The sequence below is a fragment of the Pseudomonas sp. genome (genome assembly GCF_033723075.1).
GTDB lineage: Bacteria > Pseudomonadota > Gammaproteobacteria > Pseudomonadales > Pseudomonadaceae > Aquipseudomonas.
The window spans coordinates 1-15023 of record NZ_JAWVXU010000006.1; the positions used below are offsets into that span (position 1 = coordinate 1).

A 15023-nucleotide genomic window follows, 5' to 3' on the forward strand; every position below is an offset into this window, starting at 1 on the left:
GATGCAGGCGGTGGCCGAGAGCATCATGCGTCTGGGCGAGCAGAGCCAGGCGATCGGCGAGATCGTCGCGTCGGTCGGCGACTTGGCCGAGCAGTCCAACCTGCTCGGGGTCAACGCCTCGATCGAGGCGGTCAAGGCCGGTGAAACCGGCAAGGGTTTCTCGGTGGTGGCGCAGGAGGTCAAGGCCCTGGCCGAGCAGTCGAAACAGGCCACCGCGCAGGTGCGCGGGATCCTCGGCGAGATCCAGAAAGCCATGACCCGGGCGGTGTTGCTCGCCGAGCAGGGCGGCAAGACGGTGGAAGCCGGTTACCTGCGCGCGCAGGCCAGCGGCGAGGCGATTCGCAGCCTGGGCGGCAGCATCGAGACGTCCAGCGAGATGGCCCTGCAGATCGCCGCCACCAGCCAGCAACAGCTGATCGGCATGGACCAGGTCGCCAGCGCCATGGCCAATATCCGCCAGGCCAGCCAGGACAATGTCGGCGGCACCCGTCAGGTCGACCTGGCGGCGCGCAACCTGCATCAACTGGGCCTAAAACTCAAGGGCCTGGCCGCCCGCTTCAAGCTGTGAGTGCGCCATGAGTCTGGATCGCAAAGCATTGCAAGAACAACTGCTGGCCAGTTTTCGCGTGGAGGCCCAGGAGCGCCTCGGCGTGCTTGCCGACGGCCTGGCCAACTGGCGCGAGGAGGGCGCCAGCGGCGAGTCCATCGAGTCGCTGTTCCGTGAGGTGCACAGCCTCAAAGGCGCCGCGCGGGCGGTTGGCTTGCTGCCGATCGAGCAGCTCTGCCATGCCTGGGAGAGCCTGCTCGGCGCAGTGCGGGCGGGCACCCTGGAACTGACCCTGGTGCGGGTCGAGCTGTGCCGCTATGCCCTGCGCGTGGTGCAGAAGCTGCACGCGGGGCAACCCGCGGACTCTGAAGAGCAGGCACAGTTGATCGAGGACCTGGAGGCTGCCGCCCAGGGTGTAGCGGTCAGTCTGCCCGAGAGCGTGGCGGCCATCCCCGCGGTGCCTGCCGAGCCTGGGACGCTGCGCGTCTCGGCCGGGCGCCTGGATGCACTGCTGTTCCACAGCGAGACCCTGTTGCAGCACAAACTCGAGGCCCGTGCCCATGCCCGTCTGCTCGGCGAACATCGCGCCGCCTGTGCACCGCAGCGCGGTCACCGACTACCCGCTGGTGGAACGCTGCAACGGCTGCGCGAAAGTGCCCAGGCGCTGCCCACGGCGAGCCAGGATGTGCTCAAGGCGCTGCTCGATCATCTGGATTGGAGTCAGGCGCAGATGGATCGTCTGCACTGCGAGGCGATCCACCTGGAAAAGGCCGGCAAGCATCTGTCGCAGAGCCTGACCCAGCTCTCCGAGTCCCTCGCCGAGGAGCTGCAGAGCGTGCTCCTGTTGGCTGGCAGCAGCCTGGTGGAAGGGCTGCCGGCAATGGTCCAGGACCTGGCCAGCCAGGCCGGCAAACGGGCGACGCTGCAGGTGCGCGGCGCCAGCCTGCAAGTCGACAAACGCATTCTCGACGAACTGCGCACGCCGCTCACTCACCTGCTGCGCAATGCCGTCGATCATGGCCTGGAAACCCCGGAGCAGCGTGCGGCCTGCGGCAAGCCCGAGGTCGGCCTGATCCAGCTGGAGCTGATCCAGGAGTCGGCGGACCGTTTTGAACTGCGGGTGCAGGACGATGGCCGCGGTCTCGATCTGGCGCAACTCAAGGCCAAGGCCGTGACCACTGGCTTGTTGAGCGAGGCACAGGCCCACGCCCTGAGCGCGGCGGAGGCCGGCAAGCTGATCTTCACCTCGGGGTTGTCGACCAGTGCGCTGCTCACCGATCTGTCCGGCCGCGGCTTGGGCATGGCCATCGTGCAGGAGGCGGTCGAACGTATCGGCGGGCGCATCGAGCTGGAGTCCGAACCCGGCCAGGGCGCCTGCTTCCACCTGCACTTGCCGCTCAATCTGTCGACCTTTCGCGCGGTCATCGTGCGCAATGCCGAGCGGACCTTTGCCGTGCCGGCGCTGGCGGTGGAGCGCTGCCTGCGCCTGCCTGCCGACGCCGTGAAAAACCAGGAAAACCGCCCGACCCTGGTATTCGAGGGAGAGGTGTTGCCCGTCTGGTCGCTCGCCGATGTGCTCGGCCTTACGCCCCTGGCGCGCGGCGACGGCTATCTGACCCTGTTGTTGCTCAAGGTCCGCGGCGAACGTTTCGTCCTGCTGGTCGAGGAACTGCTCGGCGACCAGGAGATCACCGTGAAGAACCTCGGTCGGCAGTTGCTGCGGGTGCGTAACCTGCTCGGCGCGACCGTGCTCGGCGACGGCCTGCTGGTGCCTATTCTGCATCCGGGTGACCTTTACCGCAGCGCCCTGGCCACTACCGCCAGTACGCTGGTTCAGGTGGCAGACAGCCCGGATGTGCGCAGCCAGCGGCTGCTGATTGCCGAAGACTCGTTCACCTCGCGCGGCCTGCTCAAGGCCATTCTCGAAGCTGCCGGTTATCAGGTGGCGACGGCGAACGACGGTCTGGAAGCCTGGAATGCCTTGAAACAGGGGCCCTTCGATCTGCTGGTTTCCGATGTGGAAATGCCGCGCATGGATGGTTTCAGCCTGACCAGCCGCATTCGCGCCGACCGCGAGCTGACGCAACTGCCGGTGGTGCTGGTGACGGCCCTGCATTCGGCCGAAGATCGCGCCCGCGGCCTGGAGGCGGGCGCCAACGCTTATCTGGTGAAAAGCGGTTTCGAGCAGGACAGCTTGCTCGACGCCATTCGACGATTGATCTGAGTGAAGGCCACGACCATGCGCATATTGATCGTTGACGACTCGCCGGTGCTGCGTGTGCTGCTGCGCGCGGTGCTCGAGGGTGCGGGTCACGAGGTGCGCGCTGTCGACAATGGCGAGCAGGCCCTGGAACTGTTGAAGAGCTACAGCCCTGACATTGTGACCATGGATGTGCATATGCCGGGCCTAGACGGCTATGAGACCACCGCGCGCATCCTTGAGCTCTATGCCTTGCCGGTCGTGGTGCTGACCGCCAGTGCCAATGTACGCGACTCGACAACCGCCATGCGCGCCCTGGCCGCCGGTGCGCTGGCGGTGCTGGAAAAACCCAGGGGCCTGGATGCGACGGATTTCGACGAGCGCATCGATGAGCTGCTGCGCACCCTGCGCAGCATGGCGCAGGTGAAGATAGTCCGGCGCCACCGCCCACCCGCCTCCAGCACGCCGCTGAAGCCGACGGCGGCGCCGATCAGCCTGGTCGGGCAGGTGGCCGCCAATACGCCGCAATTGGTCGCCATCGGCGCCTCGGCCGGCGGGCCGGCGGCACTCAAGGCCCTGCTACAGAACCTCCAGCCGGCGCAGCCCTGGGCGCTGATTCTGGTGCAGCACATCGCCGCGGGCTTTCTGCCGAGTTTCTGTCACTGGCTGGCGAGTACGGCCGCGCTACCGGTACAGATCGCCGAGGATGCGCAGGCGTTGCTGCCCGGCACGCTCTATCTGGCTCCGGACGGCTTGCAAACCGGAGTGGGTGCGGCCTTGCGCGTGCGTCTGCAGGCGGCCAGTGCGCAACAGACTTTCTGCCCCTCGGCCGATCACCTGTTCCGTTCGGTCGCCTGTGCGTTCGGCAAACAGGCCATCGGCATCCAGCTCTCCGGCATGGGCCGCGACGGTGCCGAGGGGCTGGCCGAACTGCGCCGGGTGGGCGGTTTCACCCTGGTGCAGGAGCCTGCCAGTGCGGTGATCGACTCGATGCCGCGAGCCGCCATTAACTTGCAGGCTGCCTGTCTGGTACTGCCACCGGAAGGTATTGCGGCCGTGCTTAACTCGATTGCGTTGCAGATTGCTACACAGAATGTCGTGAGAAGAGGGAGCGAGCCATGTACGACACCGCCGAAATCCTGATCGTCGAGGACAGCCCGACCCAGGCCACCGAGTTGCAGTACCTACTCGAAGCGGCAGGCTGCCAGGTGCGTGTCGCGCGCAACGGACTGGAGGCACTGGCAATGGTCGCCGAGCGCCCGCCGACCATCGTCATCAGCGATATCATCATGCCCGAAATGGACGGCTATGAACTCTGTCGCCGGCTGAAGAGCGATGCGCAGACTGCGGGCATTCCGGTGATCCTGGTCACCCGCCTGGCCGATGCGCGGGATGTGGTGCGTGGCCTGGCCTGTGGTGCGGACAACTTCATCGTCAAACCCTATGACGAGAAGTACCTGATGTCGCGAATCCGCTACTTCCTGGTCAACCTCGAACTGCGCAGCCATGAACGGGTGCAGATCGGCGTGGAGGTGATGCTCGAGGGCGAGCGGCACTTCATCACCGCTGGCCGCCAGCAGATTCTCGACTTGCTGATTTCCACCTACGAGCAAGGCGTACGCCTCAACCACGAACTGCAGAGCAAGCACGACGAACTGGCGCGCAGCAACTCGCTGCTCAACTGCCTGTTTCATTTCACCAGCGGACTGACCGACGCCAAGACCGAAATGCATGTCATCGATGCGGCCCTGCGGCGCATTCTCGAGTTCCCCGAGGCGATCGGCGCCTGGTTGTTGCTGGCCGATACGCGCACGGCCGACGAGACGGTGCTGCTTGCCGGTGCAAGGGGGCTGGGCGCGCTCTACAGCATCGAACACCTGCAAGGCTGTGTCGCCAACTGCCCGTGCCTGCACGCCTGGTTCAGCGACCGGCTGAGCACCCCGAGCAACATCGCCGGCTGTCCGGCGCTGGCCGAACTGGGCGGCGAGCACGCCCATGCCAGCATTCCGCTGCTGCTCGGCGGCGAGATCATCGGCATGCTCAACGTGGTCCGTCGGCATGGCCAAAGCTGGCCAGACGAATGGCTCAACGTCCTGGCCTCGATCGGTCGACAACTGGCCATGGCCGTGGGCCGCGCCCGTCTGTTCGAGAGCATGGAGCAACTGGTGGAACAGCGCACGCTGGCGCTGGCGCAGAGCGAGGCGCTGTTGCGCAAGATTCTCGACAACCTGCCGGTCGGCGTGTTGGTCGCCGACCGCAGTGGTCGGCTGATGATGAGCAACCCCGAGAGCAGCCTGATCTGGGGTCGTGCGCTGCCGAGCGAGCTGGCCGACCGCAGTCAGTATCAGGGTTGCTGGGCGGAAACCGGCGAGCCGGTGCAGGCCGATGACTGGCCGCTGGTGCGTGCGCTGTTGCACGGCAAGGCCGAGCGCAATCAGGTGATCGACATCGAGACCTTCGATGGCACGAGCAAGACCATTCTCAATTCGGCGGTGCCGTTCCTCGATGACCAGGGCGTGTTGCAGGGCGCCATCGCGGTGATCCAGGACGTCAGCGAACAGCGTCAGCGTGACCTGGAAATCCGTATTCGCACCCGTGCCGTGGAGGCCAGCGTCAACGCCATCATCATCACCAACAACGAACACGCGGATCAGCCAATCGTCTACGTCAATCCGGCCTTCGAGCGCATCACCGGCTACCGCAGCGAGGACGTGCTGGGACGTAATTGCCGCTTCCTGCAGGGCGAGGAACAGGATCAGCCGGCGCTGGACGCTATCCGCCGGGCGCTACACGGTCAGGAGGAGTGTGGAGCGATCCTGCGCAACTACCGCAAGGACGGCTCGGCCTTCTGGAACGACCTCAAAGTGGCGCCGGTGGTCAACGACCGCGGCAAGGTCAGCCACTTCGTCGGCATCCTCCACGACATCACCGAGGCCAAGCGCTACCAGGAGGAACTGGAACACCAGGCCAACCACGACAGCCTCACCGGGTTGCCCAACCGTAACCTGCTCAATGATCGGATCCAGCAGGCCATTGCCTTTGCCAGCCGCAATCAGGGCCAGTTCTCCCTGGTCTTCATGGACCTGGACCACTTCAAGGTGGTCAACGATAGCCTCGGGCACAACGCCGGCGACCAGTTGCTGGTCCAGATGGCCAGGCGCCTGCAAGGCAATGCCCGGGAAATCGACACCGTGGCGCGTCTGGGCGGCGACGAGTTCGTCATCCTGCTGGCCGACAGCGGCTCGTTCGCCGGGCGCATCGGTTGGTTGGAGCGGCTCAAGGAGCTGGTTGCCGCTCCGCTGGTGCTGGACGGCCAGGAATTGGTGGTCAGTTGCAGCATTGGCTTTTGCTGCTTCCCCGACGACGGCATGGATGTCGGTACCCTGTTGCGCAACGCCGACACCGCCATGTACCAGGCCAAGCATCAGGGGCGAAACCGCATCTGCGCCTTCACCCCGCAGATGAACGAGCAGATGCAGCACCGCCTGTTGCTGGAGCGGGAAATTCGTCATGCCCTGCAGAACGACGAGTTCTGCCTGGTGTTTCAGCCGCAGTTGGATCTGCAGAGTGGGCGTCTGTGTGGTTTCGAGGCGTTGGTGCGTTGGCAGCGCAAGGACAGGTTGGTGGCGCCCGACGAGTTCATTCCGCTGGCCGAGGAAACCGGGCAGATCGTCGGCATCGACTTCCATGTCTTCGACGCCGCCTGTCGTCAGCTGCAGTCCTGGAAGGCAGCAATGCAGGGCCTGAGCATGTCGGTTAACTTCTCCGCCATCAGCTTCATGGAGAGTGACTTCATCGAGCGGGTGCAACAGATCATCAACCGGCACGGCGTAGCCCCCAGGCGACTCAAGCTGGAAGTGACCGAATCGATGCTGATGACCAACACCGCCGAGGTGCTGGTCAAGATGCAGGCGCTGAGTGCCCTGGGGATTCGTTTTTCGATCGATGATTTCGGCACCGGTTACTCGTCACTCGGTTATCTGAAGCGTTTTCCCTTCAGCGAACTGAAGATCGATCGCAGCTTCGTTACCGATGTCCATCTGGATCCGGATAGCGCCTCGCTGGCCCGCTCGATGATTTCCATCGGCCATAATCTGGGCCTCAAGGTGATCGCCGAGGGCGTGGAGACACCAGAGCAACTCGGTTTCCTGCGCCGCGCCGGCTGCGACGAATTGCAGGGCTACTATTATTCGCCGCCGCTGCCGCCGGCGGCCTGTCTGGAGTTTCTCCAGACGGACTCGGTCCTGCGTCTACCCGCCGATATCCTCGAAGACCGTGAGCAGTGTCTGCTGCTGATCGACGACGACCCCGGCATTCTCAACGCCTTGCAGCGCGAGTTGCGCCTGGAGAACTACCGGATACTGACCGCCGCTAGTTGCACCGAGGCATTGCCGTTGTTGGCGAACCATGCGGTGGATGTGGTACTGACCGACATGCGCCTGGCCGACATGAGTGGCCTGGATTTCCTGCGGCGGATCAGGGGCCTCTATCCGGATATCATCCGCATGGTGCTGAGCGGTTCCAGCGAGGTCAACAGCATCCTCAAGGCGGTCAACGAGGGGGTGATCTATCGATTCCTCACCAAACCCTGGTCGGCCGACGACCTGCGCAGCCAGTTGCGCGAAGCTTTCCGTCAGCGCCAACTGGAGCAGGAAAACCAGCGGCTGCGCCAGCAAGTGCTGGGGCTCTAGCGAGTGTTTGAACGCTGCTGCACACCTATGCGGTGAGTCATCAGGCTCGCACCTGACCCGCGGCGACGAGCCAGCTCGTGGGTCAATTGCGCTGCTTGCGGTTGACTGTCTGCGCGGCTTTTAGCACGTCGCTGCCGATCTGGGCCTCGAACTGCTGCCACACCGGGCGCATGGCTTGGCGCCAGGCCTCGCGTTGTTGTTCATCGAGCGTAATCAGCCGGCTGCTGCCCGACGCTTCGATCCGTTGCCGATCGGCCTGGTTGGCGGCCTCGGCCTGACGATTCACCTCATAGGTCACCTCGTCGATGATGCCTTCCAGTTCGCTGCGGATTCGATGGGGAATGCTGTACCAGAAGCGTGGGTTGCTCACCAGCATGTAGTCGAGCACGCCGTGATTGGTTTCAGTGATAAACGGCTGGACGCTGTGCAATTGCTTGCTGTAGATGTTCGACCAGGGATTTTCCGCGCCCTGTACCTTGGCGTTCTTCAGCGCGTCGAAGACCTCGGCGAAAGGCAGAACCTGCGAGCTGGCGTGCAGCTGCTGGAACTGCGCTTCGAGCACGCTGGAGGGCTGGATCCGGAAACTCAGACCGGCCGCATCGCCTGGCACCAGCAACGCCTTGCTCGCCGACAACTGCTTCATGCCATTGTGCCAATAGGCCAGGCCGACGATGTTGTGATCTTCCATGGCACGCAACAGCTGGCGGCCCTTGGCACGTTTCTGGAAACGGTTGACCGCTTCCAGGTCGTCGAACAGGAAGGGCAGATCGAAGACCTGTAGTTGTTTGGTGTACTTCTCGAATTTGGCCAGCGAGGGTGCCAGCAGTTGCACCTCGTCATTGCGCAGTGCTTCCAGTTCATTGGCATCGCCATACAGCGTGGAGCTGGGGTAGACCTCGACCTTGACCTGGCCGCCCAGGCGCTCTTCAACCAGTCGTTTGAACAGCAGGGCGCCCTGGCCCTTGGGCGTATTGTCGGCGACCACATGGGCGAACTTGATCAGGATGGGGGCTTGTGTCCGCGCGCCGTAGGCGCTGGCAGAAGTGAACACCAGGGCGCAGGCGGCCATGGCGAAGATCGACTTGAGCATCTGGTTGTCCTTTCTTGTTATTGATCGGCCTGCAGCTTTCAGGCGCGTGCCTGTGAGGCATCCGTGGTTAGAGCGGCGGCTGGCGATCCGCCAAACGCTCGCCCTGTATCGCAATGCCTGTGCCAATCGCACGATCGCCGTGCAGCCCAGGCATCGTCGGTGCGAGCCTGTGATCCAGATCACATGGGTTGGCGGTTTTCCGCCTTTTCGGCGTGCAGGTGAGCGGCTATCCGCCGGTTTCGCAGTTGGCGAGTGTTGCTTCAGCGTCTCTCACGTGACCACCGGTCGAACATCCTGCGCCGATGGCAGCTATACCAGTTGTTACAACCGGTGCAGCGCGAGTTGCCTTCAGCGCAGGAGTCAGTATGTCAAAAGTAGCCATAGTTACCGGCGCCTCACGGGGTATTGGCGCCGCCATCGCCAAACGCCTGGCTGCCGGCGGCATCAGTGTGGTGGTCAACTACAGCGCACGGCCCGCGGACGCCGAGGCGGTGGTGCGCGACATCGTCGGCGCCGGCGGCGAGGCCTATGCGGTACTGGCCGACATCAGCGATTCGGTGGCGGTCGAAGCCCTGTTCGACCAGGCCGAGATGAAGTTCGGTGGTATCGATATCCTGATCAACAATGCCGGGGTCATCCAGCCCGGCATGGTCAGCCTGGCCGACAGCGACGATGCGCTGTACCAGAAAATATTCGCGATCAACACCAAGGGCACCTTCAATACCCTGCGTCTGGCGGCCAGGCACCTGCGTGACGGCGGGCGCATCGTCAATTTTTCCACCAGCGTGGTTGGCCTGGCGCTGCCGGGTTACTCCGTGTATGCCGCGTCCAAGGCCGCGGTGGAGAGCTTCACCGCGATCTTCGCCAAGGAGTTGCGTGGGCGGAATATCTGCGTCAACGCGATAGCCCCCGGCCCCACGGCGACCGAGCTGTTTCTCAGCGGAAAAACCAGCGAGCAGATCGAGCGCCTGGCCTCGCAATCGCCGCTGGAGCGTCTGGGCGCCCCCGAGGACATCGCCAATGTTGTGGCCTTTCTGGTCAGCGAGCAGGGTGGCTGGGTCAACGGCCAGACGCTGCGGGTCAATGGCGGCATCGTCTAGGACTGCTATCCCCTGGTTTTGCCGATGGCGCGCCACGCCACGAACAGGATGAGCGCGAACAGCAGGGTGACGCTCAACAGCGTCCAGTTGGTGAAGGGGACACCGAGGATGGTGTAGTCGTTCTGGCCACAAACGCCGGCGCTCATAAATACCTCGGGCAGGTACTCATGCAAGGGAAAGTAGAAGGCATAGAAGGGGAAGGGTGAGCAGCTGAAGCTTTCCATGATGCCGGTTTCGATCAGCACCAGATGGCTATTGTCGAACACCGCCATAAACCCCGCCGCCAGCAACAGCGGCCAGAATATCAGGGTCAACCAGCGTTGCCCGACAGCTTCCGCGGCGATTATCAGCAGGCTGAGCGCACCGCCCAACAACAGCCACAAACGAATCTGCACGCACAGTGTGCAGGGTTCCCAGGCGAACAGATGCTGCATAAGCAAGGCACCGCCAAGCATGGCGAAACAGGCGACGGTAATGATCGAGAGCAGCGGAATAAGGGATTTCTGGCGGGTCATGTGAAATTCCGTGGGAGGCGGGTAATGGCCTGAAGCAGTTGCCAAGGCGTGGCTCTATCGAGAGGGGTAACGTTTGTCGCAGTGCGCGCTATGGTGCCGACTGAAACCATAGCGTGCAATCGAGCAGGTGGAACAAAAGATGCTGGCCAGCCTGGCTGATTATAAAAAAAGCCCCACGGCAAGGAGCAACTGCCGTGGGGCGCGAAGGGGTTGGCGTGGCCAACCTGGGGAGAGATTCGACGTTAGGCGTTGGGTTGCCAACCGCCGCCAAGGGCTTTGTAGATGGCGACTATGCCGCGGTACAGCTCGACTTCCGCCAGGGCCTGGGCGTCTTCGGCGGCCAGGCGTTCGCGTTCGGCGTCGAGCAGAACCAGGAAGTCCACTTCGCCTTCGCGATAGCGCACCCTGGCTTGTGCGGCAGCGGCGCGGCTGGCTTCGGCTTGGCGCAGCAGGGCGAGCAGGCGCTGCTGGTTGTTGGCGTAATCGCTGAAAGCGTTGGCCGATTCCTCCAACGCCAGCAGCACCTGTTGCTCATAGTTGGCCAGGGCACCGTCTGCTTCGGCTTCGGCGCCACGCAGGCGAGCGCGCACGCTACCCAGGTCGAACGCCGCCCAGGTGATGGTCGGTGCCACGCCCCAGGCGCGCGCCGCCGATGAGCCCAGTTGCGAGCCACGCCCGGCGGTAAAGCCGAGAAAGCCGCTCAGGCTGACCCGCGGAAACAGGTCCGTCGTGGCTACGCCGATAGAGGCGGTGGCTGCCGCCAGCTGGCGCTCGGCGGCGCGGATATCGGGGCGGCGGCGCAACAGTTCAGCCGGATCGCCGATCGGCAAAGCCTTGGCAATCGCCGGCAACGGCCGGGCAGACAGTTCCACCGTCAATTGTTCCGGGCGCTGACCGAGCAGGGTGGCGATGCGATTCTGCGCCCGCACCTGTTCGGCCTGCAGTTGCGGCAGGCTGGCTTCGGTGGCGGCCAGGCGGGCATCGGCGCGCAGCACATCTAGCTCGCTGCCGACCCCGGCCTCGCGCAGTTGCTCGGTGATGGCACGCGATTCCTGCTGGTTTTCCAGGTTCTGGGTGGCGATGCGCTCGCGCAGCTGGGCACCGCGCAGGTTGCCGTAGGCATCCACCAGCTCGGCAATCAGACTGATCTGCAACTGGTAGTAGTCGGCTTCGGCCACCTCGATCTGCGCGTCGCTGGCTTCCAATTGGCGCTGGATGCGGCCGAACAGGTCGAGCTCCCAGGCCATATCCAGGCCCAGGTCGTAACGCTCGCTTTTCACCCGTCGCTCGCTGATGCCGGGCTGTTGGGCCTTGCCAATCTCGCTGCTGGCGCGGCTGCCGATGGTCGGCAACTGGTCGTTGGCGACGTCGTCACGGATCGCCCGGGCGGCGCGCAAGCGGGCGAAGGCTACGCGCAGCTCGCGGTTTTCCTCGAGCGAGTGCTCTACCAGTTGGTTCAGCGTCGGGTCATCGAACTGCTGCCACCAGAGCGCTTCGAAGCGTGAGCGGTCGTAGTCGCCGACTTCTGCGCTGGCCAGTTTGGCCGGCTCGAGGTGTGGACTCTTGTAGTCCGGGCCGACGGCGCAGGCGCTCAGAGTCAGCGCCAGCAGGCTGATTTTCAGGCTGTTGCCAGCGAATGCGCTCATGCCTGCACCTCCAGCAGACGCGCGGCTTTTTTGGCTTGGCCGTTCTCCACGAAGGCGCGGATCAGCACGTAGAACAGCGGGGTCAGCAGCAGACCGAAGAAGGTCACGCCGAGCATGCCGCTGAACACCGCAACGCCCATGGCATGGCGCATTTCCGCGCCGGCACCGGAGGACAATACCAGCGGCACCACACCCATGATAAAGGCGAAGCTGGTCATCAGGATCGGCCGCAACCGCAGGCGGCAGGCTTCCAGCACCGCGCTGACGCGGTCCATGCCTTCTTCCTGTTTCTCCTTGGCGAACTCGACGATCAGGATGGCGTTCTTGCAGGCCAATCCCACCAATACGATCAGTCCGATCTGGGTGAAGATGTTGTTGTCGCCGCCGGCCAGGATCACCCCGGTGATGGCCGACAGCAGGGTCATCGGCACGATCAGGATCACCGCCAGCGGCAGGCTCCAGCTTTCGTACTGGGCGGCCAGCACCAGGAAGGCCAGGAGCACGCAGAGCGGGAAGACGAAGATCGCGCTGTTACCGGCCAGGATCTGCTGGTAGGTCAGGTCGGTCCACTCGAAGCTCATGCCGTTGGGCAGTTCTTCCTTGAGCAGTTTGGCCATCGCCGCCTCGGCCTGGCCGGAGCTGTAGCCGGGGGCTGCCGCACCGTTGATCTCGGCGGTGAGGAAGCCGTTGTAGTGCATCACCCGATCGGGACCGGAGCTGGCACTGACCTTGAGGAAGGCCGACAGCGGCACCATTTCGCCCCGGTTGTTGCGCACCTTGAGCTGGCCGATCTGCTCCGGCTCCAGGCGGAACTGCTGCTCGGCCTGCACGTTGACCTGATAGGTACGGCCAAAGCGGTTGAAGTCGTTGGCGTACAGCGAACCCAGGTAGATCTGCATGGTGTCGAAGATGTCGCTGATCGCCACGCCGTGGGTCTTGGCCTTTTCGCGGTCGATGGCGGCATCGATCTGCGGCACGTTGACCTGGTAGCTGGTGAACACCGACATCGGGTCCAGTTCCGGCAGCTGGCGCGCCTTGGCGATGACGTTCTGGGTCTGCAGGTACAGCTCGTCGTAACCCAGGTTGCCGCGATCCTGCACCTGCAGGCGGAAGCCGCCGATGGTGCCCAGGCCTTGTACCGGTGGCGGCGGGAAGATCGCCAGATAGGCTTCCTGAATGGAGCCGAACTGGCCGTTAAGCTCAGCGGCAATGGCCCCGGCCGACATGTTCTCGTCCTTGCGCTGGTCGAAGTCTTTCAGGGCGACGAAGACGATGCCGCTGTTCGGGCTGTTGGTGAAACCGTTGATCGACAGGCCAGGGAAGGCGATGGTGTTTTCCACGCCGGGGTGCTTGCCGGCGATTGCCGACATATCTTTCATCACCGCTTCGGTGCGATCCAGGGTCGCGGCGTCCGGCAGCTGAGCAAAGGCCACCAGGTACTGTTTGTCCTGGGCCGGTACGAAGCCGGTGGGCGTCGTGGCGAAGCCCAGGTAGGTCAGGCCCATCAGCCCGGCGTAGACGAACAGGGCGATGCCGCTGCCGCGCAGCACGCGCTTCACGGTGCCGACATAGCCAAGGCTGGCGCGCTCGAACACCCGGTTGAACGGCTGGAACAACCAGCCGCCGAACAGCTTGTCGAGCAGCTTGGAGAAGCGATCCTTCGGCGCATCGTGGCTTTTCAGCAACACGGCGGCCAGGGCAGGGGACAGGGTCAGCGAGTTGATTGCCGAGATCACCGTGGAAATCGCAATGGTCAGGGCGAACTGCTGATAGAACTGCCCGCTAAGCCCGGAGATAAAGGCCGTGGGGATAAACACCGCGCACAGCACCAGGGCCGTGGCCACGATCGGCCCGGTCACTTCCTTCATCGCCTGCTTGGTGGCTTCCACCGGGGTTTTGCCCAGGCCGATATTACGTTCGACGTTTTCCACCACCACGATGGCGTCGTCGACCACGATGCCGATGGCCAGCACCAGGCCGAACAGCGACAGGGCGTTGAGCGAGAAGCCGAACATATGCATCACGGCGAAGGTGCCGATCAAGGACACCGGCACGGCGGCCAGCGGGATGATCGAAGCGCGCCAGGTCTGCAGGAACAGGATCACCACCAGTACCACCAGGATGATGGCTTCGAGCAGGGTGTGCACCACCGCCTCGATGGAACCACGCACGAAGATGGTCGGGTCGTAGACGATTTCGTAGTCCACGCCCTGGGGGAAGCTCTGCTTCAGCTCGGCCATACGGCTGCGCACCGCATCGGAAATCTCGATGGCGTTGGAGCCGGGGCGCTGGAATACCGGGATGGCCACCGCCGGCTTGTTGTTCAGCAGCGAGCGCAGGGCGTACTGGCTGGAACCCAGCTCGATCCGGGCGATGTCTTTCAGGCGAGTGATTTCGCCGTTTTCACCGGCGCGGATGATGATGTTTTCAAACTCTTCCTCGGTGACCAGGCGGCCCTGGGTGTTGATCGACAACTGGAAGCTGTTGCCCGCATCCGAGGGCGGTGCCCCGAGGGAACCGGCGGCGACCTGACGGTTCTGCTCGCGGATGGCGTTGACCACGTCGGCGGCGGTCAGGTTGCGCGAGGCCACCTTGTTCGGGTCGAGCCAGACCCGCAGCGAGTAGTTGCCGAGGCCGAACAGCTGCACGTCACCCACGCCATCCAGGCGCGCCAGCTCATCCTTGATATTGAGCGCGGCATAGTTGGACAGATACAGCATGTCGTAGCGGTCGTCCGGCGAGGTCAGGTGCACCACCATGGTCAGGTCGGGCGAGGCCTTGTCGACGGTCACACCGAGGCGCTGCACTTCGGTGGGCAGGGTCGGCATGGTGCGGGTGACGCGGTTCTGCACCTGCACCTGGGCCTTGTCCAGATCGGTGCCGAGGGCGAAGGTCAGGGTCAGGGTCATCTTGCCGTCGGCAGTACCCTGGGACGACATGTAGAGCATGCCTTCCACTCCGGTAATCGCCTGTTCCAGGGGCGAAGCGACGGTTTCACCGATCACCTTGGGGTTGGCGCCGGGGAAGGTGGCGCGTACCACCACGGTGGGCGGCACCACTTCCGGGTATTCGCTGATCGGTAACTGGAACAGCGAGATGGCACCGCCGATCAGGATCAGCAGTGACAGCACGGCGGCGAAGATCGGCCGCTGGATAAAGAATTGCGAGAAATTCATTTGAGGATCCTTGGGCGCTGGTGCGCACGGCCTAGGCGGCCCCGCGCATCCTACGAAT

General features: G+C 63.9%; 9 protein-coding genes. 5 read left to right on the forward strand and 4 right to left on the reverse strand.

What is annotated here, in order from left to right:
- The 4 genes from R3355_RS08850 to R3355_RS08865 all read left to right on the forward strand — a co-directional run.
- Positions 1-568, forward strand: a 568-nt coding sequence (locus R3355_RS08850) for a methyl-accepting chemotaxis protein (RefSeq protein ID WP_318960887.1), incomplete at its 5' end; no start/stop codon positions are given.
- 7 nt (positions 569-575) lie between these two features.
- Complete coding sequence (locus R3355_RS08855; protein ID WP_318960888.1) at positions 576-2771, forward strand: response regulator; 2196 nt, start codon at positions 576-578, stop codon at positions 2769-2771.
- Between the two features lie 15 nt (positions 2772-2786).
- Entirely contained in the window at positions 2787-3890 is a 1104-nt protein-coding gene (locus R3355_RS08860; RefSeq protein ID WP_318960889.1) for a chemotaxis protein CheB, read from the forward strand.
- Positions 3866-7438, forward strand: coding sequence for an EAL domain-containing protein (locus tag R3355_RS08865; RefSeq protein WP_318960890.1), 3573 nt, complete (start codon positions 3866-3868; stop codon positions 7436-7438). The genes R3355_RS08860 and R3355_RS08865 overlap by 25 nt, the downstream gene beginning before the upstream one ends.
- Positions 7439-7520: 82 nt before the next feature.
- Here the strand turns inward: R3355_RS08865 and R3355_RS08870 are convergent, their stop codons facing one another.
- A complete protein-coding gene (locus R3355_RS08870; RefSeq protein WP_318960891.1) occupies positions 7521-8528 on the reverse strand; it encodes a TRAP transporter substrate-binding protein in 1008 nt (335 codons plus the stop codon).
- Positions 8529-8893: 365 nt separating this feature from the next.
- On the opposite strand from R3355_RS08870, the gene R3355_RS08875 reads away from it, so the two are divergent.
- Complete coding sequence (locus R3355_RS08875) at positions 8894-9628, forward strand: SDR family oxidoreductase (RefSeq protein WP_318947142.1); 735 nt, start codon at positions 8894-8896, stop codon at positions 9626-9628.
- 5 nt (positions 9629-9633) lie between these two features.
- On the opposite strand, the gene R3355_RS08880 is transcribed toward R3355_RS08875, so the two are convergent.
- The 3 genes from R3355_RS08880 to R3355_RS08890 all read right to left on the reverse strand — a co-directional run bounded on the left by R3355_RS08880 (position 9634) and on the right by R3355_RS08890 (position 14965).
- Positions 9634-10143, reverse strand: a complete 510-nt coding sequence (locus tag R3355_RS08880) for a disulfide bond formation protein B (protein WP_318960892.1) — start codon at positions 10141-10143, stop codon at positions 9634-9636.
- A gap of 242 nt (positions 10144-10385) precedes the next feature.
- The gene (locus R3355_RS08885; RefSeq protein WP_318960893.1) at positions 10386-11789 is read right to left on the reverse strand and encodes a TolC family protein; all 1404 of its coding nucleotides are present in this window, start codon (positions 11787-11789) and stop codon (positions 10386-10388) included.
- Positions 11786-14965, reverse strand: coding sequence for an efflux RND transporter permease subunit (locus R3355_RS08890; protein ID WP_318960894.1), 3180 nt, complete (start codon positions 14963-14965; stop codon positions 11786-11788). Before R3355_RS08890 ends, R3355_RS08885 begins: the two co-directional genes overlap by 4 nt.
- Positions 14966-15023: the final 58 nt, after the last annotated feature.

Coding starts and splice junctions, on each gene's coding strand:
- R3355_RS08870 (WP_318960891.1), bottom strand. CDS start 8,528: ATGCTCAAGTCGATCTTCGCCATGGCCGCCTGCGCCCTGGTGTTCACT.
- R3355_RS08875 (WP_318947142.1), top strand. CDS start 8,894: ATGTCAAAAGTAGCCATAGTTACCGGCGCCTCACGGGGTATTGGCGCC.
- R3355_RS08865 (WP_318960890.1), top strand. CDS start 3,866: ATGTACGACACCGCCGAAATCCTGATCGTCGAGGACAGCCCGACCCAG.
- R3355_RS08880 (WP_318960892.1), bottom strand. CDS start 10,143: ATGACCCGCCAGAAATCCCTTATTCCGCTGCTCTCGATCATTACCGTC.
- R3355_RS08890 (WP_318960894.1), bottom strand. CDS start 14,965: ATGAATTTCTCGCAATTCTTTATCCAGCGGCCGATCTTCGCCGCCGTG.
- R3355_RS08855 (WP_318960888.1), top strand. CDS start 576: ATGAGTCTGGATCGCAAAGCATTGCAAGAACAACTGCTGGCCAGTTTT.
- R3355_RS08885 (WP_318960893.1), bottom strand. CDS start 11,789: ATGAGCGCATTCGCTGGCAACAGCCTGAAAATCAGCCTGCTGGCGCTG.
- R3355_RS08860 (WP_318960889.1), top strand. CDS start 2,787: ATGCGCATATTGATCGTTGACGACTCGCCGGTGCTGCGTGTGCTGCTG.